Source organism: Phenylobacterium sp., from assembly GCF_030679875.1.
In the GTDB taxonomy this organism is placed as follows: Bacteria; Pseudomonadota; Alphaproteobacteria; order Caulobacterales; family Caulobacteraceae; genus Phenylobacterium.
This window is the reverse complement of record NZ_JAUXSP010000009.1, coordinates 102,437-126,835: the sequence shown is the minus strand read 5'-3', so window position 1 is coordinate 126,835 and position 24,399 is coordinate 102,437. Positions and strand designations below refer to the sequence as shown.

22 protein-coding genes and 1 pseudogene are annotated in these 24,399 nt (G+C 68.6%); 14 read left to right on the top strand and 9 right to left on the bottom strand.

Going from position 1 to position 24,399, the window contains the following annotated elements:
• A pseudogene (locus tag Q8K84_RS06370) lies at positions 1-1,902 on the bottom strand (TonB-dependent receptor); the annotation flags it as partial.
• A gap of 182 nt (positions 1,903-2,084) precedes the next feature.
• Here Q8K84_RS06370 and Q8K84_RS06365 point away from each other — a divergent pair.
• A complete protein-coding gene (locus tag Q8K84_RS06365) occupies positions 2,085-2,552 on the top strand; it encodes a GFA family protein (RefSeq protein WP_305281775.1) in 468 nt (155 codons plus the stop codon).
• 205 nt (positions 2,553-2,757) lie between these two features.
• Here the strand turns inward: Q8K84_RS06365 and Q8K84_RS06360 are convergent, their stop codons facing one another.
• The 3 genes from Q8K84_RS06360 to Q8K84_RS06350 all read right to left on the bottom strand — a co-directional run bounded on the left by Q8K84_RS06360 (position 2,758) and on the right by Q8K84_RS06350 (position 4,108).
• Positions 2,758-3,111 (bottom strand): hypothetical protein, encoded by a 354-nt coding sequence (locus Q8K84_RS06360; RefSeq protein ID WP_305281774.1) that lies wholly within the window; start codon positions 3,109-3,111, stop codon positions 2,758-2,760.
• Positions 3,112-3,290: 179 nt separating this feature from the next.
• Positions 3,291-3,764, bottom strand: a complete 474-nt coding sequence (locus Q8K84_RS06355; RefSeq protein WP_305281773.1) for an SRPBCC domain-containing protein — start codon at positions 3,762-3,764, stop codon at positions 3,291-3,293.
• The gene (locus Q8K84_RS06350; protein WP_305281772.1) at positions 3,761-4,108 is read right to left on the bottom strand and encodes a helix-turn-helix transcriptional regulator; all 348 of its coding nucleotides are present in this window, start codon (positions 4,106-4,108) and stop codon (positions 3,761-3,763) included. Before Q8K84_RS06350 ends, Q8K84_RS06355 begins: the two co-directional genes overlap by 4 nt.
• 140 nt (positions 4,109-4,248) lie before the next feature.
• Here Q8K84_RS06350 and Q8K84_RS06345 point away from each other — a divergent pair, with 140 nt between their 5' ends.
• A complete protein-coding gene (locus tag Q8K84_RS06345) occupies positions 4,249-4,758 on the top strand; it encodes a hypothetical protein (RefSeq protein ID WP_305281771.1) in 510 nt (169 codons plus the stop codon).
• Positions 4,759-4,927: 169 nt separating this feature from the next.
• Here Q8K84_RS06345 and cysN read toward each other — a convergent pair whose 3' ends face one another.
• A complete protein-coding gene (gene cysN / locus Q8K84_RS06340; protein WP_305281770.1) occupies positions 4,928-6,817 on the bottom strand; it encodes a sulfate adenylyltransferase subunit CysN in 1,890 nt (629 codons plus the stop codon).
• Complete coding sequence (gene cysD / locus Q8K84_RS06335) at positions 6,817-7,773, bottom strand: sulfate adenylyltransferase subunit CysD (RefSeq protein ID WP_370867842.1); 957 nt, start codon at positions 7,771-7,773, stop codon at positions 6,817-6,819. Before cysD ends, cysN begins: the two co-directional genes overlap by 1 nt.
• Before the next feature lie 396 nt (positions 7,774-8,169).
• On the opposite strand from cysD, the gene Q8K84_RS06330 reads away from it, so the two are divergent.
• The 5 genes from Q8K84_RS06330 (at position 8,170) to Q8K84_RS06310 (ending at position 14,204) form a co-directional block, all read left to right on the top strand.
• Complete coding sequence (locus tag Q8K84_RS06330; RefSeq protein WP_305281768.1) at positions 8,170-9,738, top strand: AlkA N-terminal domain-containing protein; 1,569 nt, start codon at positions 8,170-8,172, stop codon at positions 9,736-9,738.
• Positions 9,719-10,252: a methylated-DNA--[protein]-cysteine S-methyltransferase gene (locus tag Q8K84_RS06325; protein ID WP_305281767.1), complete on the top strand. Its 534-nt coding sequence runs from the start codon at positions 9,719-9,721 to the stop codon at positions 10,250-10,252. Before Q8K84_RS06330 ends, Q8K84_RS06325 begins: the two co-directional genes overlap by 20 nt.
• An 82-nt stretch (positions 10,253-10,334) precedes the next feature.
• Positions 10,335-10,982, top strand: a complete 648-nt coding sequence (locus tag Q8K84_RS06320; protein ID WP_305281766.1) for a beta/gamma crystallin-related protein — start codon at positions 10,335-10,337, stop codon at positions 10,980-10,982.
• 109 nt (positions 10,983-11,091) lie between these two features.
• On the top strand, positions 11,092-11,316 hold the full coding sequence (locus Q8K84_RS06315; RefSeq protein ID WP_305281765.1) for a hypothetical protein: 225 nt from the start codon (positions 11,092-11,094) through the stop codon (positions 11,314-11,316).
• Positions 11,317-11,522: 206 nt separating this feature from the next.
• Complete coding sequence (locus tag Q8K84_RS06310; protein WP_305281764.1) at positions 11,523-14,204, top strand: polar localization protein TipN; 2,682 nt, start codon at positions 11,523-11,525, stop codon at positions 14,202-14,204.
• Between the two features lie 22 nt (positions 14,205-14,226).
• Here the strand turns inward: Q8K84_RS06310 and Q8K84_RS06305 are convergent, their stop codons facing one another.
• Positions 14,227-14,562 (bottom strand): YbjQ family protein, encoded by a 336-nt coding sequence (locus Q8K84_RS06305; protein ID WP_370867841.1) that lies wholly within the window; start codon positions 14,560-14,562, stop codon positions 14,227-14,229.
• A gap of 160 nt (positions 14,563-14,722) precedes the next feature.
• Between Q8K84_RS06305 and Q8K84_RS06300 the strand changes: the two genes are divergently transcribed.
• The 5 genes from Q8K84_RS06300 (at position 14,723) to Q8K84_RS06280 (ending at position 18,232) form a co-directional block, all read left to right on the top strand.
• On the top strand, positions 14,723-15,193 hold the full coding sequence (locus Q8K84_RS06300; protein WP_305281763.1) for a DUF4112 domain-containing protein: 471 nt from the start codon (positions 14,723-14,725) through the stop codon (positions 15,191-15,193).
• A gap of 27 nt (positions 15,194-15,220) precedes the next feature.
• Positions 15,221-15,643 (top strand): DUF4112 domain-containing protein, encoded by a 423-nt coding sequence (locus Q8K84_RS06295; protein ID WP_305281762.1) that lies wholly within the window; start codon positions 15,221-15,223, stop codon positions 15,641-15,643.
• A gap of 90 nt (positions 15,644-15,733) precedes the next feature.
• On the top strand, positions 15,734-17,032 hold the full coding sequence (locus tag Q8K84_RS06290; protein WP_305281761.1) for a SulP family inorganic anion transporter: 1,299 nt from the start codon (positions 15,734-15,736) through the stop codon (positions 17,030-17,032).
• A gap of 88 nt (positions 17,033-17,120) precedes the next feature.
• Positions 17,121-17,813 carry a SatD family protein gene (locus Q8K84_RS06285; RefSeq protein ID WP_305281760.1) on the top strand — a complete coding sequence of 231 codons (693 nt, stop codon included), beginning with the start codon at positions 17,121-17,123 and terminating at the stop codon, positions 17,811-17,813.
• Positions 17,810-18,232 (top strand): hypothetical protein, encoded by a 423-nt coding sequence (locus Q8K84_RS06280; RefSeq protein WP_305281759.1) that lies wholly within the window; start codon positions 17,810-17,812, stop codon positions 18,230-18,232. The genes Q8K84_RS06285 and Q8K84_RS06280 overlap by 4 nt, the downstream gene beginning before the upstream one ends.
• On the opposite strand, the gene scpA is transcribed toward Q8K84_RS06280, so the two are convergent.
• Positions 18,229-20,391 carry a methylmalonyl-CoA mutase gene (scpA, locus tag Q8K84_RS06275; RefSeq protein WP_305281758.1) on the bottom strand — a complete coding sequence of 721 codons (2,163 nt, stop codon included), beginning with the start codon at positions 20,389-20,391 and terminating at the stop codon, positions 18,229-18,231. The two genes, Q8K84_RS06280 and scpA, sit on opposite strands and share 4 nt — an antisense overlap.
• The gene (locus Q8K84_RS06270) at positions 20,388-21,821 is read right to left on the bottom strand and encodes a methylmalonyl-CoA mutase family protein (protein WP_305281757.1); all 1,434 of its coding nucleotides are present in this window, start codon (positions 21,819-21,821) and stop codon (positions 20,388-20,390) included. The genes scpA and Q8K84_RS06270 overlap by 4 nt, the downstream gene beginning before the upstream one ends.
• A 124-nt stretch (positions 21,822-21,945) precedes the next feature.
• Here Q8K84_RS06270 and Q8K84_RS06265 point away from each other — a divergent pair, with 124 nt between their 5' ends.
• Together Q8K84_RS06265 and Q8K84_RS06260 are read left to right on the top strand one after the other, a co-directional pair.
• The gene (locus Q8K84_RS06265; protein WP_305281756.1) at positions 21,946-23,268 is read left to right on the top strand and encodes a mechanosensitive ion channel; all 1,323 of its coding nucleotides are present in this window, start codon (positions 21,946-21,948) and stop codon (positions 23,266-23,268) included.
• Positions 23,269-23,393: 125 nt separating this feature from the next.
• Entirely contained in the window at positions 23,394-24,398 is a 1,005-nt protein-coding gene (locus Q8K84_RS06260; RefSeq protein WP_305281755.1) for a nitronate monooxygenase family protein, read from the top strand.
• Position 24,399: the final 1 nt, after the last annotated feature.

The following is a 24,399-nucleotide window of genomic DNA, read 5'->3' as shown; positions in this document are numbered from 1 at the left end:
GGCGCGCTCGCCAGGGGGCGGAGCGCCCTCCGGCGGGCCCTCGCCAGCGGGGGGGCGCTCAGGCGCATCTGGCGAGCCGGTCTGAGCCGGCGCGCCGGGGGCTGCGGCTGGACGCGCCGCCTGGAAGCGCGCGCGCATCTCGGCCCGCTCATCGGCAGTGGGAACAGAGCCGATCTGCCGCGAATAGGTGAAGCCCCAGCGCACCTCATCCCTGGCCTGCAGGGCGAAGTTCACCGGGCGCGCGTCGATGGCGGTCAGCACGCCGGCGCCGTCGCGGGTGAAACGGTCGGGGAAGGCCGCCTCCACCTGGGTTGAGGCTGAGGGAAAGGCGACGATGGCGTCGTGGGTGCGGCTGGAGACGTAGTTGGCCTGAAAGCGCAGATTGACCTCGTCAAGGGGCTGCCAGGTGCCGCCGAGCTTGAAGACATCCTTCTGACCGGCGTCGAGGCCGGCGACGCCGCCGGTGGTGCGCGCTACCTCGGTGGTCTCCCCGCGCGCCAGGTCGAACACCCTGACCCCGGTCGTTACGGTGACGGGATCGCCCAGCTGGTTGATGGTCGGCGCCTCGCCGCTGCGGCTGAAGGAGCCCAGCAGGCGGATCTCCGGGGTGGGCCGCCAGTTCAGGCCGTAGCCATAGGTTTCCAGGGCGCCGAAGTCGGAGACCTGCTGCACGCCCAGGTTCAGATTGGCCGACAGCCGGCCGATCTGTTGGCCAAGGCCCTCGCCGGCGCGGGTCAGCGGAATGTCGAAATTGCCGCGCAGCTCGCCGACGGTGCGTGACAGATCACTGGACTGGACGGCGCCCAGGCGGGTGGCCTCGCTCTCCAACTCGACCGCCGAGGCCCGGGCGGTGAGCGCCGTGCTGATCTGGCCGGCCGGCAGCTCCCCGAATGACCGGTTCAGCACCAGATCAGTTTGGGCCGAGGTGCTCACCGTGCGGGCGGTGTCGAGAAAGGCTCGCCCGCCGGAGGCCCGGTCGGTGTCGGTGTCGACCTCGCCGCGCTCGATCTCGCCGGTGGTCGACCACTGCCAGCCGGCCAGGGCGCCGGTGGCCGAGGCCGCCAGGCGGGCGGTCTGGCGCTCGGTGTTTCGCAGCAGGGCCTCAGGCCCGAAGGGCGACAGGCCCTGGCGAGACTCGCTCTCGCTGGCCTCGAAGAGACCGTTGACGGAGAGGGAGACGCCGTTCTCCAGGGGCCGGGCATAGACGGCGTTCAGGCTCACATCGCTGGACTGCGACTGGAGGGAGCGAAAGGCCCCTTCGCCGCCAATGATGTCGCGGTCGCTCTCCTCGATGGAGTCGGTGGTGTTGACCTTGGCGTCCAGGGTCAACCGCCGGCCCTGCAGGATATCGAGGCGGGCGCCGTGGGCGCCCAGGGTCTCGCCGCCGCCGGCCTGGGTGGGCGACTTGACTGATCCTTCGACCAGGGTGGCGCGGAACCTGGGCCGGAGCACCATGTTCACCACCTTCTGCTCGGCGGGATAACCGTACTTCAGAGAGAGTTCCTCGGGCAGGATCTCCACCCGGGCGATGGCCTCGGTGGGCAGGTCGCGGATTTCAGCAAAACCCGAAATCCGGCCGCCATTGATCAGGATGACGGGACGCCCGCCGCCCTGGCCGCTGCCGATCTGAGGGCTCAGCGCCTCCAGCAATTCCGTAACGCTGGCCGCCCCATAGGCGCGGATTTCCTGTGGTGACAGGGTGAGTTCCGGGGTGATGTCGCCGATCACTGAGCCTGCCGGCCGCGCCCCGCTGACCACCAGCTCCTGCACCTCGACATCGCCGTAGTCATAGTCATCGACCTCCTGGGCGATAGCGGCCGAAGACAGGCAGGCGAGGGCTGCGCCGGCGAGGAGGTGCGCCCTGAGACGCGCGGCGGGCCGGGGAGGGTAAGGCAGACGCAAAACGCTAAATCCTGATGCTGACCTGGGCGGCGGGGAGGCCGCCCATGGAGATGTCACGCACGAGCCCGCCATATCCGTCGCGATCGCGGCGCAAGCGAGGCGGGGGGCTCGGCGGTGGGCGTTGACGCTCACCGCAGGTATGCGACCCTCAGGATGGGAAGCACCAGGAAAGAGGCTTGCTGATGAGCGTGACCGGCGGATGCCAGTGCGGGGCGGTGCGGTTCCGCATTGAGGGCGAGCTTGGCGAAGCCTCGATCTGCCATTGCCGCATGTGCCAGAAGGCGACGGGCGGACTGTTCGGGCCCTATGCGGAGGCGCCGTCCGAGGCCCTGGTCTGGACCCGCGGCGAGCCCAAGCGCTTCCAGAGCTCAAACAAGGTTCGCCGGGGCTTCTGCAGCGACTGCGGCACGCCGCTGACGTTTGAGTACGGCGACAAGCATGTCGGCCTGCCCATCGGCGCCTTCGACCGGCCGGCTGAGGTGCGGCCGAGCGAGCAACTCGCCTCGCCGGCGCAGGTCCCCTACTTCGAAGACCTCGCGAAGCTGCCCGTCCACGGCTCCGACGAGCCCCGGGCGGCGGCGCATTTGGCGAGCATCGTGTCCTACCAGCACCCCGACCACGATACGGAGGCATGGGAGGTCAGGCGGTGAAGAGGCGCGGCTTGGTCGAGAGGTTGAGTTGAAAGGCTCGCGGGCCGAGCACCGCCACCGGCGGGCGCGCTGTCTGGGCCTTGGTGTGGACGCGAGGTCGGCTAGCGACCCAAAGCCGCCCTCTGGAGCGTTAGCTTCGCTCACTGAAAGAACCTCGGCGCTGAAGGCCAGCTCCTAGGTTAATCCTCCGCTTCGCTGCAGCTTCTTACCTCGCTTTCATCCCGATCAGGATCATCACCACCAATTCGTCAGTAGAGACAATCTTGTTCACTTCAGCCTTGCGCAGGATCGGGTCGGAAAATTTCGGGTCTGAGCGAAGTTGCTCATCCAACTCGGACGCCCAAGCTGCCTTAACCCCGTGGCAAGCGGCCATCGCTTTGTTGGCGCTCCTTTTCGAGAAGCTATCAAGCTTGTCGGGGGTGGTTCGTTCCGCTCTCGCAATCTGTTCTAGTACACAATTGGAGATTCGATTGGTCTCAGGTGCGTCGCGTGCGGCGCTTCCCTCGGCCAGAGCCCCCATGCCTAGCGTGGCGACGAACGTGACTACGAATGCGAGCATGGCTGAGGTCCCCCGATTGCAGCAAAGCTAGCAAGGTAGATGTCCGCTTCCCACCCTTCTCTGAAGTTCGGATCGACCGCTTCGCGCCAGCCGTCCCTAGTCTCTGTCCGGGGCGCCGAGGGGGAAGTCGTGGCGGAGGCCTCTGGCGTCATCGACGGCGCGGGCGAATAGTTCGAGGCTCATGCGAAGGGCTCCGGTTCGCGCCCTTCGATCAGGGCGACCAGGTTGTCGATACCCCAGGTCGTGCCGTGCTCACGGCCCTTGGCCGCCTCGAGGCCGCCGGTCAGATAGGCGCCCTGCTCGGTATGGATCAGCCGGGTCCGGTCGCCTTCGGCGCGGAATTCCAGGGTCTGGAGGGAGACCGACAGCTTCTCGCCGTTCTGGAACATGTCGTAGACCAGGATGATCCGCTGGTTCTCCAGGATGTCATGATAGACGGCCTGGAAGTCGCTCACCCGGCCGTCCGGCCAGCGGGCGCGAAAGCGCTCCTTGCCGCCGACCCGGAAGTCGAAGTCCCGGTCCAGGGTCTCTATGTCCGCCACCGCCCCGAACCAGGCGCTCTTGGCCTCCAGGCTGGAATAGGCCGCGTAGACCCGGGCCGGCGAGGCGGTCAGCACCCGCTCGATGGTGAAGGTGGCGTGGGTCAGCGTCATCGGTCGTTCTCCTCTGGGGCGGTCTGGGCCAGATAGGCCTCCAGCTGGTCGTACTGCTGCGACCAGAAGCGCTTGCGCTCGGCGATCCAGCGTTCGACCTGGCTCATGGCCTCGACCTCCAGGGCGCAGGTGCGCACCCGGCCCACCTTGCGGCTCTTCACCAGACCCGCCGCCTCCAGGATCTTCAGGTGCTGGACCACCGCCGACAGGGTCATGGGCAGGGGCTGGGCCAGTTCGCTGACCGAGGCGGGACCGAGGCTCAGACGCTCGACCATGGCCCGGCGACCGGGATCGGCGAGGGCCTGGAAGGCGAGGTCGAGGGGTACGGGCTGATACTGTAGCATTGACTTAAGTATTGAGCGGAAATGGGGGAGAGTCAACCGGCCGCGGCAGCATGAGCGCGAACAAAAGGTGATCAATCCCAGTTGGACTCCGGGCGATCCGATCGTAATCTGACGCCCTTCGCTTCCGCAGGTCTCGCCTCATGAACCCTCCCGTCGACACTTCAGCCTTTCAGCTCGCCGGCGTGCCCGACCCCGAGGAGGACGCGCAACTTGCGGAGCTTGAGGCGGAGGCGCGCGACTATGTCGGGACCCGCCCATGGGCGAAGCCCATCGGCGAGATGCTGCTCGCCTTTGGGGTGAGCCGCATCCTCGCGCTGTTCCTCGTGCGCTTCACCGAACCGATCCAGTGGGAAGGCCAAGAGGATGCTGAGCTTTGGGTGATCGTCGGCGATCTGCCGCCCGCATATTTTGCGACCGACGACTCGCCCACTCCAGCGGAGGCGTTGGAAACCTATTGCATCTTCACAGAGGATTGGGCTGACCGCGTTCTAAATGGCGACGCTCTGGAAGGCGCTTATCCGATCGCTGCCGCTCCCACCGAAGAACACGCAAGGATGTTGAAGAGCAGGGTCGAGTTCATCCGCCAGGATATCATCCCGATAGTCGAGGCTGGACCAACTGGTGGCGGCCCCCTTCATCAGGTCAGCTAACGCAGCGCGCCCTGTCTCGACGCAGTCGTTATGCAGCAGAAGAGGTGAGGCTTCGGGCGCCGTGTCGCCCGGCATCGTCGGTCAGCGAGCCCTGATCCGCGCCTGAAACGAAAAAGGGCCGAGCGCCCTGCGGCGTCCGGCCCTTCTCAACGCGTGTGGTGATCCCGACCTAGTTCTTGGCGAGCCAGGCGACGATTTCCTCGGCCGCCTGTTCGGGCGAGAGAGTGGTCGTGTCGACGGTGATCTCGGCGTGTTCCGGCTCCTCGTAAGGGGAGTCGATGCCGGTGAAGTTCTTCAGCTCGCCGGCCCGGGCCTTGGCGTAGAGGCCCTTGACGTCGCGCTGTTCGGCTACGGCCAGCGGCGTGGCCACATAGACCTCGACGAACTCGCCGTCGGCCATCAGCTCGCGGGCCATCCGGCGTTCGGCCCGGAAGGGCGAGATGAAGGAGACGAGCACGATCAGGCCGGCGTCGACCATCAGCTTGGAGACCTCGGCCACCCGGCGGATGTTCTCCACCCGGTCTTCCTCGGTGAAGCCCAGGTCCTTGTTCAGGCCGTGGCGGACATTGTCGCCGTCGAGCAGATAGGTGTGGCGGCCGTCGGCCTGCATGCGCTTTTCGACCAGGTTGGCGATGGTCGACTTGCCGGCGCCCGAGAGGCCGGTGAGCCAGACCACGCGGCCCTTCTGGCCCTTCTGGGCCGCACGGCTGGCCTTGGAGACGTCCAGGGCCTGCCAGTGGATGTTCTGGCTGCGGCGGAGCGCGAAGTGCAGCATGCCCGCGGCCACCGTCCGGTTGGAAATCCGGTCGACCAGGATGAAGCCGCCAAGGGTGTGGTTGTCCTTGTAGGCGTCAAAGGCGACGGGGGCGTCGAGCGAGAGGTTGCAGACGCCGATCTCGTTCAGCTCCAGCCGCTTGGCGGCCAGCTGTTCGAGGGTGTTCACATTCACCTTGTACTTGGGCTCGGTGATGCTGGCGCCGACGATGCGGGTCCCGATCTTCATCAGATAGGGACGGCCGGGCAGCATGGCCTCGTCATCCATCCAGACGACGGTGGCTTCGAACTGGTCGGCCACCTCCGGCGGCTGGCTGGCGATGGACAGGACATCGCCGCGGCTGATGTCGATCTCGTCGGTCAGGGTGATGGTCACCGACTGGCCAGCCACGGCGCGGGGGAGGTCGCCGGCCATGGTGACAATGCGGGCCACGGTGCTTTCGCGGCCCGAAGGCAGGGCCTTGACCTTGTCGCCGGGTGCGATGGTCCCGGTGGCGATCAGGCCGGAGAAGCCGCGGAAGTCGAGATCGGGGCGGTTGACCCACTGGACCGGCATGCGGAAGGGCTTCTCCCGCAGGTCGTCCTCGACATCCAGGGCCTCCAGATGCGGCAGCAGGGCCGGGCCGGTGTACCAGGGCGCCTTGTCGCTGGTCTCGGTGATGTTGTCGCCCTTGAGCGCCGACATCGGGATGGCGGTGAAGGCCTTGACGCCGATCTGGGCGGCGAAGTCGTGGTATTCGGCCAGGATGGTGTCGAACACCTCCTGGCTCCAGCCCACCAGGTCCATCTTGTTGATCGCCAGAACCACGTGGCGGATGCCCAGCAGGGACACGAGATAGGAGTGACGCCGGGTCTGGGTCAGCACGCCTTTGCGGGCGTCGATCAGGATGATGGCCGCGTCCGCCATCGAGGCGCCGGTGACCATGTTGCGGGTGTATTGTTCGTGGCCAGGGGTGTCGGCGACGATGAACTTGCGCGTGTCGGTGGAGAAGAAGCGGTAGGCGACATCGATGGTGATGCCCTGTTCCCGCTCGGCGGCCAGGCCATCGACCAGCAGGGCGAAGTCGATATCGCCCCCTTGCGTGCCAACCCGCTTGGAGTCGGCCTCCAGGGCGGCCATCTGATCTTCGAAGATCATCTTGGAGTCGTAGAGCAGCCGCCCGATCAGGGTCGACTTGCCGTCGTCCACCGACCCGCAGGTCAGGAAGCGCAGCAGGCTCTTGTGCTCGTGGGCCTTGAGATAGGCGTCGATGTCTTCGGCGATGAGTGCGGACTGGTGCGACATCAGAAGTAGCCCTCTTGCTTCTTCTTCTCCATCGAGGCGGCCTGGTCGTGATCGATCACGCGGCCCTGGCGCTCAGACGTGGTGGTGAGAAGCATTTCCTGGATGATTTCGGGCAGGGTGGCCGCGGTGCTCTCCACGGCCCCTGTGAGCGGGTAGCAGCCCAGCGTGCGGAACCGCACCGACTTCATCATCGGGGTTTCGCCGGGACGCAGCGGCATGCGGTCGTCATCGACCATGATCAGGGCGCCGTCGCGCTCCACCACCGGCCGGACGGCCGAGTAGTAGAGGGGCACGATGGGGATGTTCTCCAGGTGGATGTACTGCCAGATGTCCAGCTCGGTCCAGTTGGAGATCGGGAACACCCGCATGCTTTCGCCTGGCGACTTGCGGGCGTTATAGAGGTTCCAGAGCTCGGGCCGCTGGTTCTTGGGATCCCAGCGGTGCTGGGCCGAGCGGAAGGAAAACACGCGCTCCTTGGCGCGGGACTTTTCCTCGTCGCGGCGGGCGCCGCCGAAGGCCGCGTCGAAGCCATGCTCGTCCAGGGCCTGCTTGAGGCCCTCGGTCTTCCACATGTCGGTGTGCAGGGCCGAGCCGTGGTCGAAGGGGTTGATGCCCTTGGCCAGGGCTTCGGGATTGCGGTGGACGAGCAGCTCGAAGCCCAGGGTCTCGGCCATCCGCGCCCGCATCTCGTACATGGCCCGGAACTTCCAGGTCGTGTCGACGTGCAGCAGCGGGAAGGGCGGCTTGGACGGGTAGAAGGCCTTGGCCGCCAGGTGAAGCATCACCGCGGAGTCCTTGCCGACCGAGTAGAGCATCACCGGGCGCTCGGCCTCGGCGACGACCTCGCGCATGATGTGAATGCTCTCGGCTTCCAGGCGCTGAAGATGGGTCAGCGTATCCGCATCGAGACCGGGCGTGAGGCGTGCCTTAGCAGCCTCGGCTTGGCGGGCGTCCATGACGTTAGAACCTTGCATGGGTGGAATCTGGGCCTGACTGAGGGTGGCTCGTTCAAAGTAAATCAACCCGCCGTTGGTGTTCGGCGCGTTCAGTGGCCCTTTAGCGGTCAGTTAAGGGACAGCGGCGCCCAAAGCAAGAACAGGCGCAACCTCCAGTTCAAGTTCTGGGCCAGATCGGCGGGTGGCGGGCATCCATAGCCGCCGCCTGGGACATTCCCATGACGCTGGGCGCCCGATCTGGGGCGGGACCGGCGCGCGCGTGAGCCACCGCAAGGTCAGCCCTGGGCGGCAAGATCGGCGGCGGGTGGCTTGGCCTGCACGCCCATGGCCTCGGGAGCCGCCCCTTTGGCTGATCGGCGCGTTCGACGTCCGAAAGCCGCGAGCCCTTGAGCTGTCATGTCCGAAAACCGCGAGACACGGCCGGCGACCGGGGCGATCCTGGGGACCATGGATCTGGATGACGACGCCTGCTACCGCGCCCTGACGATGCGCGACGCCCGCCTGGACGGGAAGATCTTCGTGGGCGTGCGTTCGACCGGGATCTATTGCCGGCCGATCTGTCCGGCGCGGACGCCGCTCCGGCGCAATGTCACCTTCCATCCCTCGGCGGCCGCGGCCCAGGAGGCGGGGTTCAGACCCTGCCTGCGCTGTAGGCCGGAGACCTCGCCGGACCTGGGCGCCTGGCGGGGGAGCTCCAACACCGTGGCCCGCGCCCTGTCGCTGATCGAGGACGGCGTCTTGGACGAGGGAGATGTCGAGGCGCTGGCCGATCGGGTGGGAGTGGGCGGCCGGCAGCTGAGGCGGCTTTTCAAACAGCACCTGGGCGCCTCGCCGGTGGCGGTGGCGCAGACCCGACGGGTGTTGCTGGCCAAGCAACTGATCTGCGACACCGCCCTGCCCATGGCCGAGGTGGCCCTGGCCTCGGGATTCGGCAGCGTTCGCCGCTTCAATGAAACCTTCCAGCAGCTCTATGCCCGGCCGCCCCGCGACCTGCGCCGGCGGCGGGGGACGGAGATCAGCGCGCAGGCCGGGGGTGGGGTGGTTCTGCGGCTGGCCTATCGCCCGCCCTATGACTGGCCCGCGATGCTCGACTTCCTGGCGCTGCGCGCCGTGCCTGGCGTCGAGGCTGTGGAGGCGGGCTGCTATCACCGGGCCCTGCGGATCGACGGCGTCGCAGGCTTGGTCAGCGTCGCGCCCGGACCCGGGGACACTCTGGAGGTCCGCGCAAGATTCGCCCGCCTGCAGGTCCTGCCCCAGGTCATCGCCAGGGTGCGCCGGGTCTTTGATCTGGGGGCCGATCCGGCGCAGGTGAACGCCCATCTGTCCCGCGACCCCGACCTCGCCCCCCTGGTCGCCCGCCGGCCGGGCCTGAGAGCGCCTGGCGCCTGGGATGGCTTCGAACTGGCGGTCCGCGCGGTGCTGGGCCAGCAGATCACCGTGACCGGGGCTCGGGCCCTGGCGGGTCGGCTGACGGCGGCGCATGGAGAGTCCCTGCCGGCGGCGTTTGCGGGCCAGGGTCTGACCCATCTGTTTCCCACGCCGCAGGCTCTGGCCCAGATCGATCCTGCCAGTCTGCCCATGCCCGGGGCCCGAGCCCGGGCTCTGGTCGGACTGGCCGCCGCGGCCGCGGCCGATCCTGGCCTCTTCGCCCCCCAGGGCTCCCTGGAGGCGGCGGTGGCGAAGCTGAAGGCCCTTCCTGGGATCGGCGAGTGGACCGCCCAGTACATCGCCCTGCGCCAGATGCGCGAGCCTGACGCCTTTCCCCATGGGGATATCGGCCTAATGCGCGCCCTGGCGGGTCCCGATGGGACGCGCCCCAACCCCGCGCAACTCCTGGCCCGGGCCGAAGCCTGGCGGCCCTGGCGGGCCTATGGCGCCCTGCATCTGTGGGCGTCCGAAGGGCTTTCCCCCGCGGGGAAAAGCCCCCCATCAAAGGAGGTTTTCGATGACCAAGACGCCGCCTGACCGCCTGTTCGTCGCCGCCCTGCCGACGCCCCTTGGGCCCGCCCAGATCGTGTTCGACGAGGTTGGCCGGTTGCGCGCCTTCGACTGGGACAGCCACCAGGCGCGGATGGAGCGCCTGCTGCGCCGTCACTACGGCGCTGTCGACCTGACAGCCGCCCCGTCGCCGAAGGGCCTGTCGGCTCCCTTTGCGGCCTATTTCGCCGGGGAAGTGGGGGCGCTGGCTCAGTTGCCCTGGACGACCGGAGGCACGGCCTTTCAGCAGTCTGTCTGGCGGGCGCTATGCGAGATTCCGGTGGGGACGACCTGGTCCTATGGCCAGTTGGCTGCGCACATCGGCGCGCCGACGGCGGTGCGAGCGGTCGGACTGGCGAACGGCGCCAACCCCGTGGGGCTTGTGGTGCCCTGCCACCGGGTGATCGGCGCCAATGGAACCCTGACGGGCTACGGCGGCGGCCTGGAGCGCAAGCGCTGGCTGCTGAGCCATGAACGCGCCGAATTCCGCCTCACGCCTTGAGGGTGGCCGGCGGCGCAATTTTGATTTGGGCTGATCTCCGGTCTAGGTTGTTCGCCGAGGGACGACAGGGGAGTTGAGCTTCATGAAACGCGTGATGATGAGCGCCGCCTTGGTGATTGCGACGGTGGCCGCCGGCGCAGCCGCGGCCCAGAACTACGGCGGTGGGCGCCAGCCCTCGGCCATCCTGTTCGACCAACCCAACTTTCAGGGCCGCCAGACCACCATCTATGGCCTGGCCACCAATCTGCCCCGGGACTGGAATGACAAGGCCATGAGCGCCCGGTTCCAGGGCCGCTGGCGCATCTGCGAGAACTCAGACTACGGCGGTCAATGCCAGGACGTCTCCGGCGACGTGCCGAACATGAACACCCTGGGCATGGGTGAGCGGATCACCTCCCTGCAGGCCTATGCGGGAGCCGGCGGCGGCGGCGGCGGCGGTTTTCGACCCCCTCCGGGGGGGAACTGGCGACCGGGGGGCGGCAATTGGAGCGGTCCGAACCAGTATCGCCCCACCGAAGGGGTCCGTTCGGTCTTCTTCCCCTATCCGACCTATGACGGCTACGACATCGCGGCCGGCTCCAGCTCCGCCACCGCCTTCTGTCGGTCCCAGGGGCTCGGCTCGTCGGCCTATTATGACTCCAGCCAGCGCGCCCAGCAGGCCGTGGACGGGGAGGGGCGCTATACCGGTCCGACCAGCGTCCTGCGCGACGTGGTCTGCCGCCGCTACTAGATCCTGAGGCTCCACATGAACGAAGTTTCATGTGGAGCCATATTGCCCAAGCTCGAACCGTGTTCGATAAGTCCGCCACAGAACTCGTATCGGTGACGGGAGAGATCCGATGCAGACCTTCACGGAAATCGTCGCAGCGGTGGTGATCCACGCCTCGGCCGTGGCCTATTCGCATCTGGGCGTCCTTGTTGAACCCCAGCAGCCTGAGCGCGCCGCCCAGACCGAGCGCAAGGTCGCCCGGTCGGCGCCGCCCGCCCCTGACCTGAAGACCTGCGACGCCCCCCGGTCCTCGGCGCCCTCTCCCGAGGCGCCCCTGAGCCTTGGGCGAGCCTGAGCCTGGGGCGAGCGTGAGCCTGGGGCGAGCCTGAACCTCGCCGCTGGGCGGGGCGCAGGTCGGGAAATTTCTCCGGCCCCGTGCAAAACCGCCGCATGGAGCTTTGCGCGCGGACCGTTCAACGATAATCCTAGCAGATCAGGGCGTGCGCCAGACGACGAAGCGTCGGTTCGCGGGGCGTGTTGGCCGCAAGTAACGGGCCGCAGATGAAGATCAAAAACCGGCGTCAGCCGCTGGATTTCCAGAATCTCACCGAGTCAGACCTTGACGGTGCGGCCGAGGCGCCGGAGGCGGGCCCCGACCATGATCTGGACCTGACAGACGCCCCCGTCGTCGAGACGCCAAGCGCGCACCAGAGCGAGGCCCCGACCGACGCCGCCCAGGCTGAGACGGACGAGGCGTCCTTTACGCTGGCCGATCCGGCCTCCGCCGGGGACCTGACCCGTCCTGCCGCCCCCCCGGCCACCGCCCCGCAGTCGGCCCTGACCGCGCAGGGCGCTGGTCCCGCCGCCGGGGCCGAGGAGTCGCCGGCCTGGCCCATCTATGCCGGAGCCCTGGCTATCTCCGTCCTCTGCGCCTTGGCGCCTATGGCCTATGCCTGGGGCTATCGGGGTGACGTGGTGCCGTTCCAGAACGACGCCTTCGCCATGGGGGTTTTCGCCCTGCTGGCCCTGGCGCCCGCGGTGCTGGTCTGGGTGGCCGCCTACGCCCTGCGGCAGGGCCAGAAGCTCGCCGCCGAGACCCGCCGAACCCAGAGGCTCGCTGATGAGTTGGTTTCGCCCGCCTTGGTGGCGGCCGGCCGGGCGGGGGATGTGGTGGCCCATGTCCGCGAGGAGATCATCCGGGCCGGCGAGGCGGCCCAGGACGCTCGCGAGACGCTCCTGGCCCTGCGCTCGGCCCTGGCCGCCGAGACTGAGCAACTGATCAACGCCGCCGCGGCTTCGGCCCGGACGGCGGAGTCCCTGACCCGCAGCCTGTCTCAGGAGCGGGTTGAGATGACGAGCCTCGCCGGCGTGCTGGACGCCCAGTCCACCGCGGTGGTCGACGCCATCACCAGCCAGGCCCGGATGGTCGCCGAGGCCTCCGACCTGGCCGAGACCCAGCTGCGGGAGGCTGAGGCCTCGCTCGCGGCGCGGGCCGCCGACCTGGCCGCCGCGGCTGGCGAGACCAGCGACATCGCCCGGACCGTGGGCGAGGACCTGACCCGTCACATCGCCCGGCTGGAAAGCGCAGGCGTCGGCGTCGCCGATCAGGTGGCAGCCGTGGAGACGGGCCTGTCCGAGCAGCGGGCCGCCCTGGTGGCCATCGCCCATGGTTTGCGGGCTGACCAGGAATCCTTCGCCGTCGAGGCTGAGACCCACACCGCCAAGCTGTCGGAATACCTGTCCGAGGCCCGTCTCTCGGCGGTCGAGGTCGGGGATCGCGCCATCAAGGGCGCCCAGATGCTGCGCGAACTGGTGTCCCAGGCCGCCGAGCAGTTCGGCGACATGGCCGACGCCGCCCAGGGCGAGCGCGACGCCTTCGCTGAGAGCCTGAAACAGTCCTGGGGCTTGCTGGCTGACACCGCCTCCGGGGAACGCGGCCAGCTTCAGGCGGAAACCCAGGCGGCGATCGACGCGCTGTCCCAGGCCGCCGAACAGACCCGCCTGGCCGCCGCCCGCCACGCCGAGGCCGCTCGCCAGCAGGTGGATCAGCTGTCGGAAGCCGCCTTCGCCGCCGGCCAGAAGGCCGACCAGGTGTTCGAAGGCCGGCTCGAAGAGGCGCGCTCGCTGATTGAGCAGTCGGCGGGCCTGGTGGAGGAGGCTGGCGCCCAGACCGCCCGCAAGCTGGAGGCCAGCGCCGCAGCCGCCCGCGCCACCCTGCACGAGCTTCAGGACCTGTTGGCCGATCTCGACGCCCGCACAGCCGAGCTGCCGGCCAATGCGCGCCGGCAGGCCGATGACGTCCGCGCCGCCGTGGGCGAGAGCCTTGACGATCTCATGGCTCAGGCCAGGCGGACCGCCGAGGAGACCCAGGCCATCGATGCGGCCTTCCAGGAGCGGGTCAGCCGCAACTACGAAATGCTGAGCGAGGCGGTCCGCCTGATGGGATCGGTGGCCACCACCGCCAGCGGCGGTCTGGGCTCGGGTCTTGGCGCGGGCTTCGGCACGCCCCTGCCCAGCCGGGAGCGTCGTCCCGCCCCGCGGGAGGAGCGCCCCCGGACCCCGCCCGCTCCGCCGCCCCGGGCCGAACCCCCGCGGGCCGAGGCCGTTCGCCCCTCGGCGCCGCCGGTCGAGGACGAGCCACCGTTGGAGCTGCGCCCCTCGACCCCCCGGCCCACCCGGGAGCGCCGCCTGGGATCAGCCGAGGATGCTGCGGGCTTGCGGCCTCGACTGCGGCTGACGCCGACCGCTACTGACGAGGAGTTTTCCAGCCTGTTTGAGTCCGCAGGTGGTCCGCCCCAGGCGCCTGCCGAGGATGATGGCGGCGAGGGGCTGACCTGGAAGGATCTGTTGGCGGCCATCGACGAGCCGCCGCCCCGGCCCCTGGATGAGCGTCGCGAGGCGCAGCTTCTGTCGGACATCGTCGACCTCGGCATAGATCCCTCGGCCCTGCTGCCTCGGGGCCGGATCGACGAGATCGGCGCCGTGGTGCAGACCGGCGACATGGAGGGCGCCCGCCAGGTGGTCCGACGGCTGGCCCCGGCCGCCACCCGGCGCTTGACCCGCCGGCTGTTCACCGACGACGCCCTCAAGGCGGAGGCCGGAGACTATCTGCGCCGCTACCGGGGCATGCTCGACGAGGCCGTGCTCCGTGACCAGGAAGGCTTCATGGTCGCCACCCTTCTGGCCTCAGACGCCGGCCGGGTCTTCCTCCTGCTCGACGCGGCGGCCGGCGACATGATGTGAGGCGGGCGGCGGCTGCGCCTTGCTAAATCACCACCGCCGAGCCGTTGACTGCGACCATCAGCATGGAGCCGTTGGGGCCGATGGCGTGGTAGTCGAGGTCGACGCCTAGGACGGCGTTGGCGCCCATGGCCTGGGCCTCCTTGGCCAGGGCGGCCAGGGCGTCCTCCCGGGCGCGGGCCAGCACCCGCTCATAGCCTTTGGAGCGACCGCCAAAGAAGTCCCGGATCGCGGCCATCAGGTCTAGGACCACATTGGCGCCGAGGATCGCCTGGGCCGAGACCATGCCCAGGTGCTGGCGCACGGGGCGGCCTTCGAGGAAATCGGTGGTGACGATGAGGATGTCGGGATCGCGCGCCATGGTTAAGTCATAGGATCAAACCGGGAGGCTCGCGATCTGGAATCGCGCGCCGGGCGAGCATCTTGCCGCCAGCGCCCTAGCCTTGGGCGAAAATCGACCTAAAGCCTTCATGGTTAAGCTGGCTTGGTCCACATTGCGCCGACCCTGCCGGAGGCCGCGCATGTTCTTCGCCCGCTCGCATATCGAACTGCACAATATCCGCGCCAGCATCGAGCGCACCAAGCGCCTGTCGGACAACATCATCAAGATCGGCCCGGTGGGAGTCGGCCTGGACGGGCTCCTGACGTGGATACCCTGGGCGGGCGGGCTCTACAGCTTCGGGGCCGGGATCGTGCTGTTGAGCGACGGTGTGCGGAGCCGATGCGCGCCCATGGTGTTGCTGGAGGCGAGCATGGTCCTGCTGGCAGATCTGGCCATTGGAATCGCGCCCGTGCCCGTCGGACTCGGCAAGCTGGCGGACATGCTGTTTTCAGGTCACAAATGGGCGGCTGACCTGATGATCAAGCACATGGAAGAGACCATCTTTTTTGAAGGCTCCCGCACGGATGTCGCCAATACGCCCGAGTACCGAGAGATCCTGTCCCGCATCAAGGACGGCAAGGAGCGCCGTCGGGTGGTTTTCCTCGGCTAGAGCCAGCCTTGGACTGACGGTCGCCCCATGGCGGTGACGGCGGAGAGTGCGCATCGCGCCTGGCGTTCGGCTGAGCGGATCAAGCGGTTGTCCGACCGTCTGGTGGGGGTGGGCCCCATCGGCCTTGGCCTGGACGGCATCCTGGCCTGGGTGCCGGTGGCGGGCACTGTCTATAGCGTGGGCGCAGGCGCGCTGCTGATCGCCGAGGGGCTGCGGGCCGGCGCCTCGCTGCCGACGCTGGCGCGGATGGGCGCCTATCTGGCCTTCGACTCGGCCACATCCACCGTGCCGGTGGCGGGCTGGGCGGTGGACACCCTCTTCCCCGGGCACCTGATGGCGGCCAAGGCCCTTCAGAAGGACATCGAGGCCCGACACGGCCCGTCGGTTCTGCCGGAAAGCTGGGACCGCAAACGCCGGGCCAAGGCTGGCCGGCGGGGCGTAAAGATCTGACATCAGGTCTGATTGGCCCGTTTGCGCCAGATCATCGACAGTGGCGGTCCGTCCCACGAGGGTGACGGGCGCCTCCAACCACAGATCCCCATGACCGACGCCGCCAAGGCCTCGAACCGCTATCTGCCCAAGCTGGCGACTCTGCTGCGGGAGGGCTACGGCCTCGCCGACCTGCGGGCAGACGCCATCGCCGGCCTGACCGTGGCCATCGTCGCCCTGCCGCTGTCGATGGCCATCGCCATCGCCTCAGGCGTGGGGCCGGAGCGGGGGCTCTACACCGCCATTGTCGGCGGTTTCCTGGTCTCGATGCTGGGGGGCAGCCGGTTTCAGATCGGCGGGCCTGCGGGCGCCTTCATCGTGCTGGTGGCCAGCACGGTTCATCTGCACGGGATTGAGGGGCTGGTCCTAGCGACCTTCCTCTCAGGCCTGATGCTGGCGGTGGGCGGGGTGCTTCGCCTGGGCAATCTGATCCGGCTCATTCCGGCCCCGGTGACGGTGGGCTTCACCGCCGGGATCGCGGTGATCATCCTGATCAGTCAGGTGCGCGACCTGCTGGGCCTGACCCTGGCCGGCGGCGAGCCGGCCGCCTTTGGACCGAAGGTGGCGGCGCTGGTCTTGGCCCTACCGAGCTTCAACCCGCCGGCTGTGGCCTTGGCGGCGGTGGTGATCGGCCTGATCCTGGCGGTGCGGCGCTGGCGTCCAGCCTGGCCCGCCCTGCTGATCGCTGTGTGTCTCGCTTCGGCGGCGGCGGTGCTGCTCAGCCTGCCGGTAGAGACCATCGGCACGAAGTTTGGCGGCATTCCCCGCACCCTGCCCATGCCCCACCTGCCGGACCTGGCGCTGGCCAAGGTGCTGGCCGTTCTGCCGGCGGCGGCGGCCTTCACCCTGCTCGGCGCCATCGAGAGCCTGCTGTCGGCGGTGGTGGCCGATGGCATGACCGGCCGGCGCCATCGCTCGAACATGGAGCTGGTGGCTCAGGGGGTCGCCAATTCCGGCGCGGCCCTGTTCGGTGGGATGCCCGTCACCGGCACGATCGCGCGCACCGCCACCAATGTCCGGGCCGGCGCCCACACCCCCGTAGCTGGGATGCTGCACGCCCTCTACCTGCTGGCCTTCATGCTGATCGCCGCGCCCCTGGCGGCCTACATCCCGCTGGCCGCCCTGGCAGGACTGCTGGCGGTGGTGGCCTGGAACATGGTGGAGAAGGCCGAGATCGCCCATCTGCTAAGGGCCAACCGCGCCGGAGCCGCCGTCATGGCGGTGACGCTCGCCCTGACGCTGGCCCACGACCTGATCGCCGGCATCGCAGCCGGCTGCGCCCTGGCCGTGGGGATCGCCCTGGCTCGTCGGGCGACGGGTTCCTCGCCGAGCGACATAGACTATCCCTGAAAAGGGATAAATCTATGAGGTATCCCAAAAGTGGGCTATGGATGGAGCGTCGCCCTAAAAAGGGCTATGGAAGGTCGAGCTTCAGGTCATGTTGTCCCTAGAGGCGCAGCGCCCCCGCCCCGCGCCGCAGGCCTATACCCACGCGGTTGTCATGGGCGATCTCGTATCCAGTGAGGATGCGGCGTCGGTGGTTGGCCTGCATGGCGTTTTCAACAGCGCCATCGACGCCGCCAATCGGCGGGCTAGCAGCGCCATGGCCTCGCCGCTCACCATCACTCTTGGGGACGAATTCCAAGGCCTGTCGGCCAGCTTGCGGGCGGGGTTGGACGTGCTTCGCGATGTGCAGGCGCATTTGCTAGCCGAGGGAGTCGCGTGCCGGTTCGTGCTGGGGGTGGCGCGCCTCGAAACGCCGATCAATTCCGCGCGGGCCTGGAACATGATGGGGCCGGGGCTGGCCGCCAGCCGTGAGCGCCTGGCCGACAAGCGCGACCCCAACGCCTATCGCTTCCACCTGCCGGGTCAGCCCGCCGTGGAGATCCTGATGGAGGCCGTCGGCGCGGGCCTGAGCGAGATCGAGCAGGACTGGACGGCGCGGCAGCGGGAGGTGGTGCTGGCTTCGGCCGCGGAATCCGCAGCCGAACTGGCGGGGCGGCTGAACATCTCGCTCCCAACGCTCTACAAGATCAGGCGGGCGGGCCGATTTGAGCTCTATGGCCGACAGTGGCGGGCGCTGGAGACCATGGCCGCCGCCCTGGACGAGACCTATGGACTGACCCCATGAGCGCCTGGATTCATTTCGCCGGCTCGGTCGCCGTCGCGTTGCTCCTGCTGACGGTGGTCGGCAACCTCGCCTGCAAGGCGGTGCTGGACTGGAGCGGGCTTAGCCGGGCCATGGCCCAGACGCCCGAGGCCGAGGGCGCAGAGGCGTCCGCCAACACCCCGCGGGTGGGGCGGCTGATCGGTCATCTGGAGCGGCTGATGATCGCCAGTGGTCTGATCATCGGCGCCTGGGAGATCTTGGCCGCCGTGGTGGCCCTGAAGACGGTGGCGCGGTTCAAGGATCTCGATGAGAAGCTGAACGCCGAGTACTTCCTGGTGGGCTCGCTGTTCAGCGTCGTCTGGGCCATCATCGTGACCCAGGCCTGGATCGCCTATGACGCTGCCTACGGGCTCGATCTTGTAGGCCGGATCGCCGGCTAAGCCCGAGGCGCGTCCAGCTGGGCGTAGCCGAGTTCGGCGTTCAGGCGGTCGAGCACCTCGATAGCGCATTCCGGCACCACCGTGCCCGGCGGGAAGATGGCGGCGACCCCCATGTCTGTCAGGGCGGCGAAGTCCTCCGGTGGGATCACGCCGCCCACCACCACCAGGATGTCGGGGCGGCCCAGGCGGGCGAGTTCGGTTTTCAGCTCCGGCACCAGGGTCAGGTGGCCGGCGGCCAGGGAGCTGGCGCCCACCACATGGACCTGGCGCTCGACGGCGAGGGCCGCGGCCTCGGCCGGGGTCTGGAAGAGGTCGCCGATCTCCACCTCGAAGCCGAGGTCGGCGAAGCCTGAGGCGATCACCTTCTGGCCGCGGTCGTGGCCGTCCTGACCCATCTTGGCGATCAGGACCCTGGGCTTGCGGCCATCGGCTGAGGCAAACGCGCCGACCATGGCCTTGGCCTTCAGGGCCGCAGGCGTCTCGCCCGCCTCGCGCAGATAGACGCCCTTGACCGCGTCGGCCTTGGCCTTGTGGCGGTCGAAGACCTTTTCCAGGGCGTAGCTGATCTCGCCCACCGTGGCCTTGGCGCGGGCGGCCTCCACCGACAGGGCCAGCAGATTGCCGTTTCCAGCCGCGCCGGCGGTCAGGGCGTCGAGGGCGGCCTGCACGGCGGCGGGATCACGCTCGGCCTTCAGGCGGGCCAGCTTCTCAAGTTGGCTCTGGCGAACCGCGGAGTTGTCGACCTTGAGCACCGGGATCTCGTCGAGATCGGCGGAGCGGTAGCGGTTGACGCCCACCACGCTCTGGCGGCCGGAATCGATGCGGGCCTGGGTGCGGGCGCTGGCCTCCTCGATGCGGCGCTTGGGCAGGCCGTCCTCGATGGCCTTGGCCATGCCGCCGAGCGCCTCGACCTCGGCGATGTGGGTGCGGGCACGGGCGGCGAGGTCGGCGGTCAGGCGCTCCACATAGTAGGACCCGCCCCAGGGATCGATGACCCGGGTCTGGCCGCTCTCGAGCTGCAGGAAGAGCTGGGTGTTGCGCGCGATGCGGGCGGAGAAGTCCGTCGGCAGGGCGAGCGCCTCGTCCAGCGAGTTGGTGTGCAGGCTCTGGGTCTGGCCGCCGGTGGCCGCCATGGCCTCGACGCAGGTGCGGGCGACATTGTTGTAGACGTCCTGGGCCGCCAGGCTCCAGCCGCTGGTCTGGGTGTGGGCCCGCAGGGAGAGCGAGCGGGCGTCCTTGGGCGCGAACTCGGCCTGCATGAGCTCGGCCCAGAGCAGGCGGCCGGCCCGCTGCTTGGCGATCTCCATGAAGGCGTTCATGCCGGCGTTCCAGAAGAAGGAGAGACGCGGGGCGAACTTGTCGACGCTCATGCCGGCGGCCACCCCGGCGCGGACATATTCGATCCCGTCGGCCAGGGTATAGGCCAGTTCCAGGTCCAGCGTCGCCCCGGCTTCCTGGATGTGATAGCCCGAGATCGAGATCGAGTTGAACCTCGGCATCTCAGTGGAAGTATATGAAAAGATGTCGGAAATTATCCGCATCGAAGGGGCTGGCGGATAGATGTAGGTGTTGCGGACCAGGAACTCCTTGAGGATGTCGTTCTGGATGGTTCCTGAGAGCTTGGCGGGCGGCACGCCCTGTTCCTCGGCCGCGACGATGTAGAGCGCCAGGATCGGCAGAACCGCGCCGTTCATGGTCATCGACACGCTCATCTGGTCCAGCGGGATGCCGTCGAACAGGGTGCGCATGTCGAGGATGGAGTCGATGGCCACGCCGGCCATGCCGACATCGCCGGCCACCCTGGGATGGTCGGAATCGTAGCCCCGATGGGTGGCGAGGTCGAAGGCCACCGACAGTCCCTTTTGGCCGGCCGCCAGGTTGCGGCGGTAGAAGGCGTTGGAGTCCTCGGCCGTGGAGAAGCCCGCATACTGGCGGATGGTCCACGGATTGGTGGCGTACATGGTTGGATAGGGGCCGCGCAGGAATGGCGCGAGGCCGGGATAGGAGTCCAGGCCGCTCAGCCCCTCGATATCCTCAGGCCCATAGGCGGCGGCGACCGCGATACCTTCCGGCGTGGCCCAGGGCGGGGCCTCCAGGGCGGGCGCGGCGGGGCGCTCGGCGTCGAAGGGGACCTCGGTATAGTCGGGAAAGGCGCTCATCGGGCGGCCTCGGTCTCGAAGGGTTGGGCGATGCGAAGAGGCGCAAGCGGCGGGCAGCGGCCATCGGGCCCCGGCAGGCGCGGCGAGGGCGCCTCGACCGCCCTGGGATCTGGCGTGTCGATCTCGACCGGACCGTCCTTGGCCGGCGGGAAGGCGGTGACGCCGACGATGGCTGGCTGACCGAGGTCGGCGCGGGCCGCGCAGGTGGTCTCCACCTCGGCGGCGACATGGCCAGCGGTGAGGGCCGATACGACGCCGCCCATCCCCTCGGTGACCTGGAAGGCCGACCAGGCGGCGCGGGCGATCTGGTCGGTCATGGCCTCCACATAGCCTGAGCCCGACGCCGGATCGGAGACGCGGCCGATGTGGGCCTCCTCCATCAGGACGAGCTGGGTGTTGCGGCTCTGGCGACGGGCGAGCGCCGAGGGCAGGCCCAGGGCGTCGGTGAAGGCGCCCAGCACCACTGCGTCGGCCCCGCCGACCGCTGCGCCGAAGCAAGCCGAGGTCAGGCGGAGCATGTTGGTCCAGGGATCGCGGCGGGTGAGCATGCGTCGGGAAGACCGGACTTCGATCCGCGCGGGCGTGTCGAGGCCGCAGGCGCCGACCAGCCTCGCCCAGACCAGTCGGGCGGCGCGCAGCTTGGCGATGGTCAGGAAATAGTCGGCCTCGGCGGTAAGGCCCAGGGTGATACGGGCGAAGGCCTGGTCGATCGCCATGCCGGCCCGGACCATGGCCTTGGCGTAGGCCAGGGCGCTGGCCGCCGCGAAGGCGACTTCGCAGGCCTCGCCGCCGCCGGCCTCATGGACCACGGCGCCTGAGGCCAGAAAGATCTGGGCCTGGGGGTGGGTCTGGGCGTGACGGGCGCCAGCGCCGGCCGCGGCGAAGATGTGCGCCTCAATGGGGCCCGGGCTCTCGCCGGTGGCGGCGAAGGCGCTGAGCGGATCGAGATGGAATTGGAGCAGGGCGGTCGGCGAGGCCTTGGCCACCGCGCTCAGCCAGTCGGCGGCGATGGTCCCGAGGAAACCCGCGTCCAGGGCCACAGGCGCCAGTTCGAAGATCACTCCATCCAGGGCCCGGGCGAGATCATCGGCTGAACCGACAGCGCAGCCGGCCTGACCCTGGGGATCGAGGGCCAGGAGCACCGAGGCGCCGGCGCCGTCGAGATCGGCCAGGATGTCGGCGTTGGCCCGCGCCGGATGAGGATGCCGGGTCATGGCGCGCAGATCCCAGGCCCGGGTTGGGTCGAACGGCCGGGTGGGGATCGGCGCCACGTCCATCGGCCCATAGAGGGGCGCAATGGTCAGGCCCTCGGCCGTGGCGCTGGTCAGGCTCTCTGGCGGCTTGTCCCCCAGGGTCTTGAGCACAAGGGCGCGCCAGTCTTCGGCGCTGGCCGGCGGAAATTCCACGGCGGGAGAAGCGATCTGGACCATCACCCTGTGATGAGCCGGGGGCGTGGGAAGCGTCAAGGGCGCCGTCACGGCGCCTGGGCTGACTTTCTCGGAACGGCGGGGCCCGGGAATGGTTGTCACAGGTGAACCTGGACTGGGGAGAGACATGGACACCATACAATTTCACAATGCGGGCGAGCTGTTCGCCTTCTGGGGGCCACGGATTCTGGCGGCCCTGCTCATCGTCGTCGTGGCGCATTTTGTCGCCAAGGCCGTGCAGTGGGGGCTCGCCAAGCTGATCGACCGCTTCCCGGGCGCCGCCAGCCACAATCGGAATCTGCAGCCCAAGGAGACCTTGGGTTATCAGCTCGGGCAGCTGGGCTACTGGCTGGTGCTGCTGATCGGGGTGATCGCCGCGCTCAGCGTCCTGCAGCTCAACGGCGTGGTCGGCCCCTTGAACGCCCTGACCATGGGCGTGCTGTCCTATGTGCCCAATCTTGTGGGCGCCGCGGTCATCTTCTTTGTCGGCCTCGTCGTGGCCACATTGGCGCGGCGGGTGGTGGAGGCTGCGCTCAGCGCGGCGCGGGTCGATTACTGGCTTGAGAAGGCCGGTCTCGGCCGTCTGACCGGGGCGACGAATCTGGGCCGTACAGCCGGCCTTCTGGTGTTCGTCCTGATCATCATCCCCGTGACCATCGCCGCCCTGGAGCAGCTGGGCATCGCAGCGATCTCAGATCCAGCGGTGGCGGTTCTGGCTGTTGTGCTTGACGCCATCCCCCGGGTCCTGGCGGCGGCGATCGTTCTGGCTATCGCCTATGTGATCGGCCGCTGGGTCGCGAGCCTGGTGGAGCAGATCCTGCCGTCACTCGGCTTTGACCGCAGCCTGATGGGCCTGTGGTCGACGGGCGTGACCCACCCCGCGCCTTACGGGGGCTCGACCCCTGTGACGCCTGTGGCGCCTGCGGATGCGCCGGTGGATCAACAGGCCGCCGCCGTGGGTGGCGCGACCGCCCCCGCAGCGGTGGTCGGCCTCACCCCCTCGAAGGTGGTGGCGCGGATCGTGTTGGTGGCCATCATGCTGTTCTCGGCCATCGAAGCGGCGCGGTTGCTGTCGTTCCTGGCGGTCGCCGCCATGCTGGAAGAGGTGGTCCGACTGGGCGCCCAGGTGCTGTTTGGCGGCGTGATCATCGCGATTGGCGTTCTGCTGGGCAACTTCCTGGCCCGGCTTATCGACCGCTCCACGGGCGGCGCCGACGGGTTCGCTTCGATCATCGTGCGCTGGGCGACCATCGCCCTGGCCACGGCCATGGGCCTGCGGTTCATGGGCATCGCCGATGAGATCGTCATCCTGGCCTTCGGACTGATCCTCGGCTCGGCGGCCGTGGCGGCGGCCATCGCCTTTGGCTTCGGGGGCCGGGAGACCGCCCACCGCCTGCTGGAGCGTTGGACCCGCAAGGCCGAGCGCGAAGGTGGACCGCCGCCCATCTAGGCTGCGCCTGAGGCTGGAGGCAAAAAGGACCCTCTCCCGGCGACGGGGGAGGGTTCTGGCTTGTGAGGCAGGCGGGTTGTCGCTTACGGTGTAAATTAGAACATTTGCCGATCAAGGAAACGCCCATGGCCCTGCCGCCGATTCTCCGTGACCGCCTGCGCCTGCCGGTCATCGCCTCGCCCCTGTTCATCATCTCGAACCCGGAGCTGGTGATCGCCCAGTGCAAGGCGGGCATCGTCGGGTCGTTTCCGGCGCTCAACGCGCGGCCGGCGAGCCAGCTGGACGAGTGGCTGGCGCAGATCACCGAGGAGCTGGCGGCCTGGGACGCCAAGAATCCGGACCTGCCGTCCGCGCCTTTTGCGGTGAACCAGATTGTCCATCGCACCAACGACCGGCTGGAGCACGATGTAGAGATGGCGGCCAAGTACAAGGTCCCGATCATCATCACCTCGCTCGGCGCCCGGGAGGATGTGAACCAGTCGGTGCACGCCTATGGCGGCATCGTCATGCACGACGTCATCAATGACCGCTTCGCCCGCAAGGCGGTCGAAAAGGGCGCCGACGGCCTGATCCCTGTGGCGGCGGGCGCCGGCGGCCATGCCGGGGCGCTGTCGCCCTTCGCCCTGATCCAGGAGCTGCGGACCTGGTTCGACGGCCCCATCGCGCTCTCGGGCGCTATCGCCAATGGGGCCGCGGTGCTGGGCGCCCAGGCCATGGGGGCGGACCTGGCCTATATCGGCTCGGCCTTCATCGCGACCAAGGAGGCCAACGCCGCCCAGGGCTACAAGGACATGATCGTCGAGAGCTCCGGCGAGGACATCGTCTATTCGAACCTGTTCACTGGCGTGCACGGCAACTATCTGCGCCCCTCGATTCTGGCCGCGGGTCTCGACCCCGACAACCTGCCGCAAGCTGATCCGTCAAAGATGAACTTCGGCTCCGGCGGCAACACCAAGGCCAAGGCCTGGAAGGACATCTGGGGCTGCGGCCAGGGCATCGGCGCGGTGGACGAGATCCTCGGCGCCGGCGAGCTGGTGGCCCGCCTGGCCGCTGAGTACGAGGCCGCCAAGGCCAGCCTCGCCGAGAAGACCTCTTTCACGGCCGGCCGGGTGCTGATGGCCGCAGAGTAGG

Excerpts from the sequence above, each read along its gene's own strand:
- Q8K84_RS06365 (WP_305281775.1), top strand. The coding sequence starts at position 2,085 with ATGAGCGTGACCGGCGGATGCCAGTGCGGGGCGGTGCGGTTCCGCATT.
- Q8K84_RS06360 (WP_305281774.1), bottom strand. The coding sequence starts at position 3,111 with ATGCTCGCATTCGTAGTCACGTTCGTCGCCACGCTAGGCATGGGGGCT.
- Q8K84_RS06355 (WP_305281773.1), bottom strand. The coding sequence starts at position 3,764 with ATGACGCTGACCCACGCCACCTTCACCATCGAGCGGGTGCTGACCGCC.
- Q8K84_RS06350 (WP_305281772.1), bottom strand. The coding sequence starts at position 4,108 with ATGCTACAGTATCAGCCCGTACCCCTCGACCTCGCCTTCCAGGCCCTC.
- Q8K84_RS06345 (WP_305281771.1), top strand. The coding sequence starts at position 4,249 with ATGAACCCTCCCGTCGACACTTCAGCCTTTCAGCTCGCCGGCGTGCCC.
- cysN (WP_305281770.1), bottom strand. The coding sequence starts at position 6,817 with ATGTCGCACCAGTCCGCACTCATCGCCGAAGACATCGACGCCTATCTC.
- cysD (WP_370867842.1), bottom strand. The coding sequence starts at position 7,773 with ATGGACGCCCGCCAAGCCGAGGCTGCTAAGGCACGCCTCACGCCCGGT.
- Q8K84_RS06330 (WP_305281768.1), top strand. The coding sequence starts at position 8,170 with ATGTCCGAAAACCGCGAGACACGGCCGGCGACCGGGGCGATCCTGGGG.
- Q8K84_RS06325 (WP_305281767.1), top strand. The coding sequence starts at position 9,719 with ATGACCAAGACGCCGCCTGACCGCCTGTTCGTCGCCGCCCTGCCGACG.
- Q8K84_RS06320 (WP_305281766.1), top strand. The coding sequence starts at position 10,335 with ATGAAACGCGTGATGATGAGCGCCGCCTTGGTGATTGCGACGGTGGCC.
- Q8K84_RS06315 (WP_305281765.1), top strand. The coding sequence starts at position 11,092 with ATGCAGACCTTCACGGAAATCGTCGCAGCGGTGGTGATCCACGCCTCG.
- Q8K84_RS06310 (WP_305281764.1), top strand. The coding sequence starts at position 11,523 with ATGAAGATCAAAAACCGGCGTCAGCCGCTGGATTTCCAGAATCTCACC.
- Q8K84_RS06305 (WP_370867841.1), bottom strand. The coding sequence starts at position 14,562 with ATGGCGCGCGATCCCGACATCCTCATCGTCACCACCGATTTCCTCGAA.
- Q8K84_RS06300 (WP_305281763.1), top strand. The coding sequence starts at position 14,723 with ATGTTCTTCGCCCGCTCGCATATCGAACTGCACAATATCCGCGCCAGC.
- Q8K84_RS06295 (WP_305281762.1), top strand. The coding sequence starts at position 15,221 with ATGGCGGTGACGGCGGAGAGTGCGCATCGCGCCTGGCGTTCGGCTGAG.
- Q8K84_RS06290 (WP_305281761.1), top strand. The coding sequence starts at position 15,734 with ATGACCGACGCCGCCAAGGCCTCGAACCGCTATCTGCCCAAGCTGGCG.
- Q8K84_RS06285 (WP_305281760.1), top strand. The coding sequence starts at position 17,121 with ATGTTGTCCCTAGAGGCGCAGCGCCCCCGCCCCGCGCCGCAGGCCTAT.
- Q8K84_RS06280 (WP_305281759.1), top strand. The coding sequence starts at position 17,810 with ATGAGCGCCTGGATTCATTTCGCCGGCTCGGTCGCCGTCGCGTTGCTC.
- scpA (WP_305281758.1), bottom strand. The coding sequence starts at position 20,391 with ATGAGCGCCTTTCCCGACTATACCGAGGTCCCCTTCGACGCCGAGCGC.
- Q8K84_RS06270 (WP_305281757.1), bottom strand. The coding sequence starts at position 21,821 with ATGGTCCAGATCGCTTCTCCCGCCGTGGAATTTCCGCCGGCCAGCGCC.
- Q8K84_RS06265 (WP_305281756.1), top strand. The coding sequence starts at position 21,946 with ATGGACACCATACAATTTCACAATGCGGGCGAGCTGTTCGCCTTCTGG.
- Q8K84_RS06260 (WP_305281755.1), top strand. The coding sequence starts at position 23,394 with ATGGCCCTGCCGCCGATTCTCCGTGACCGCCTGCGCCTGCCGGTCATC.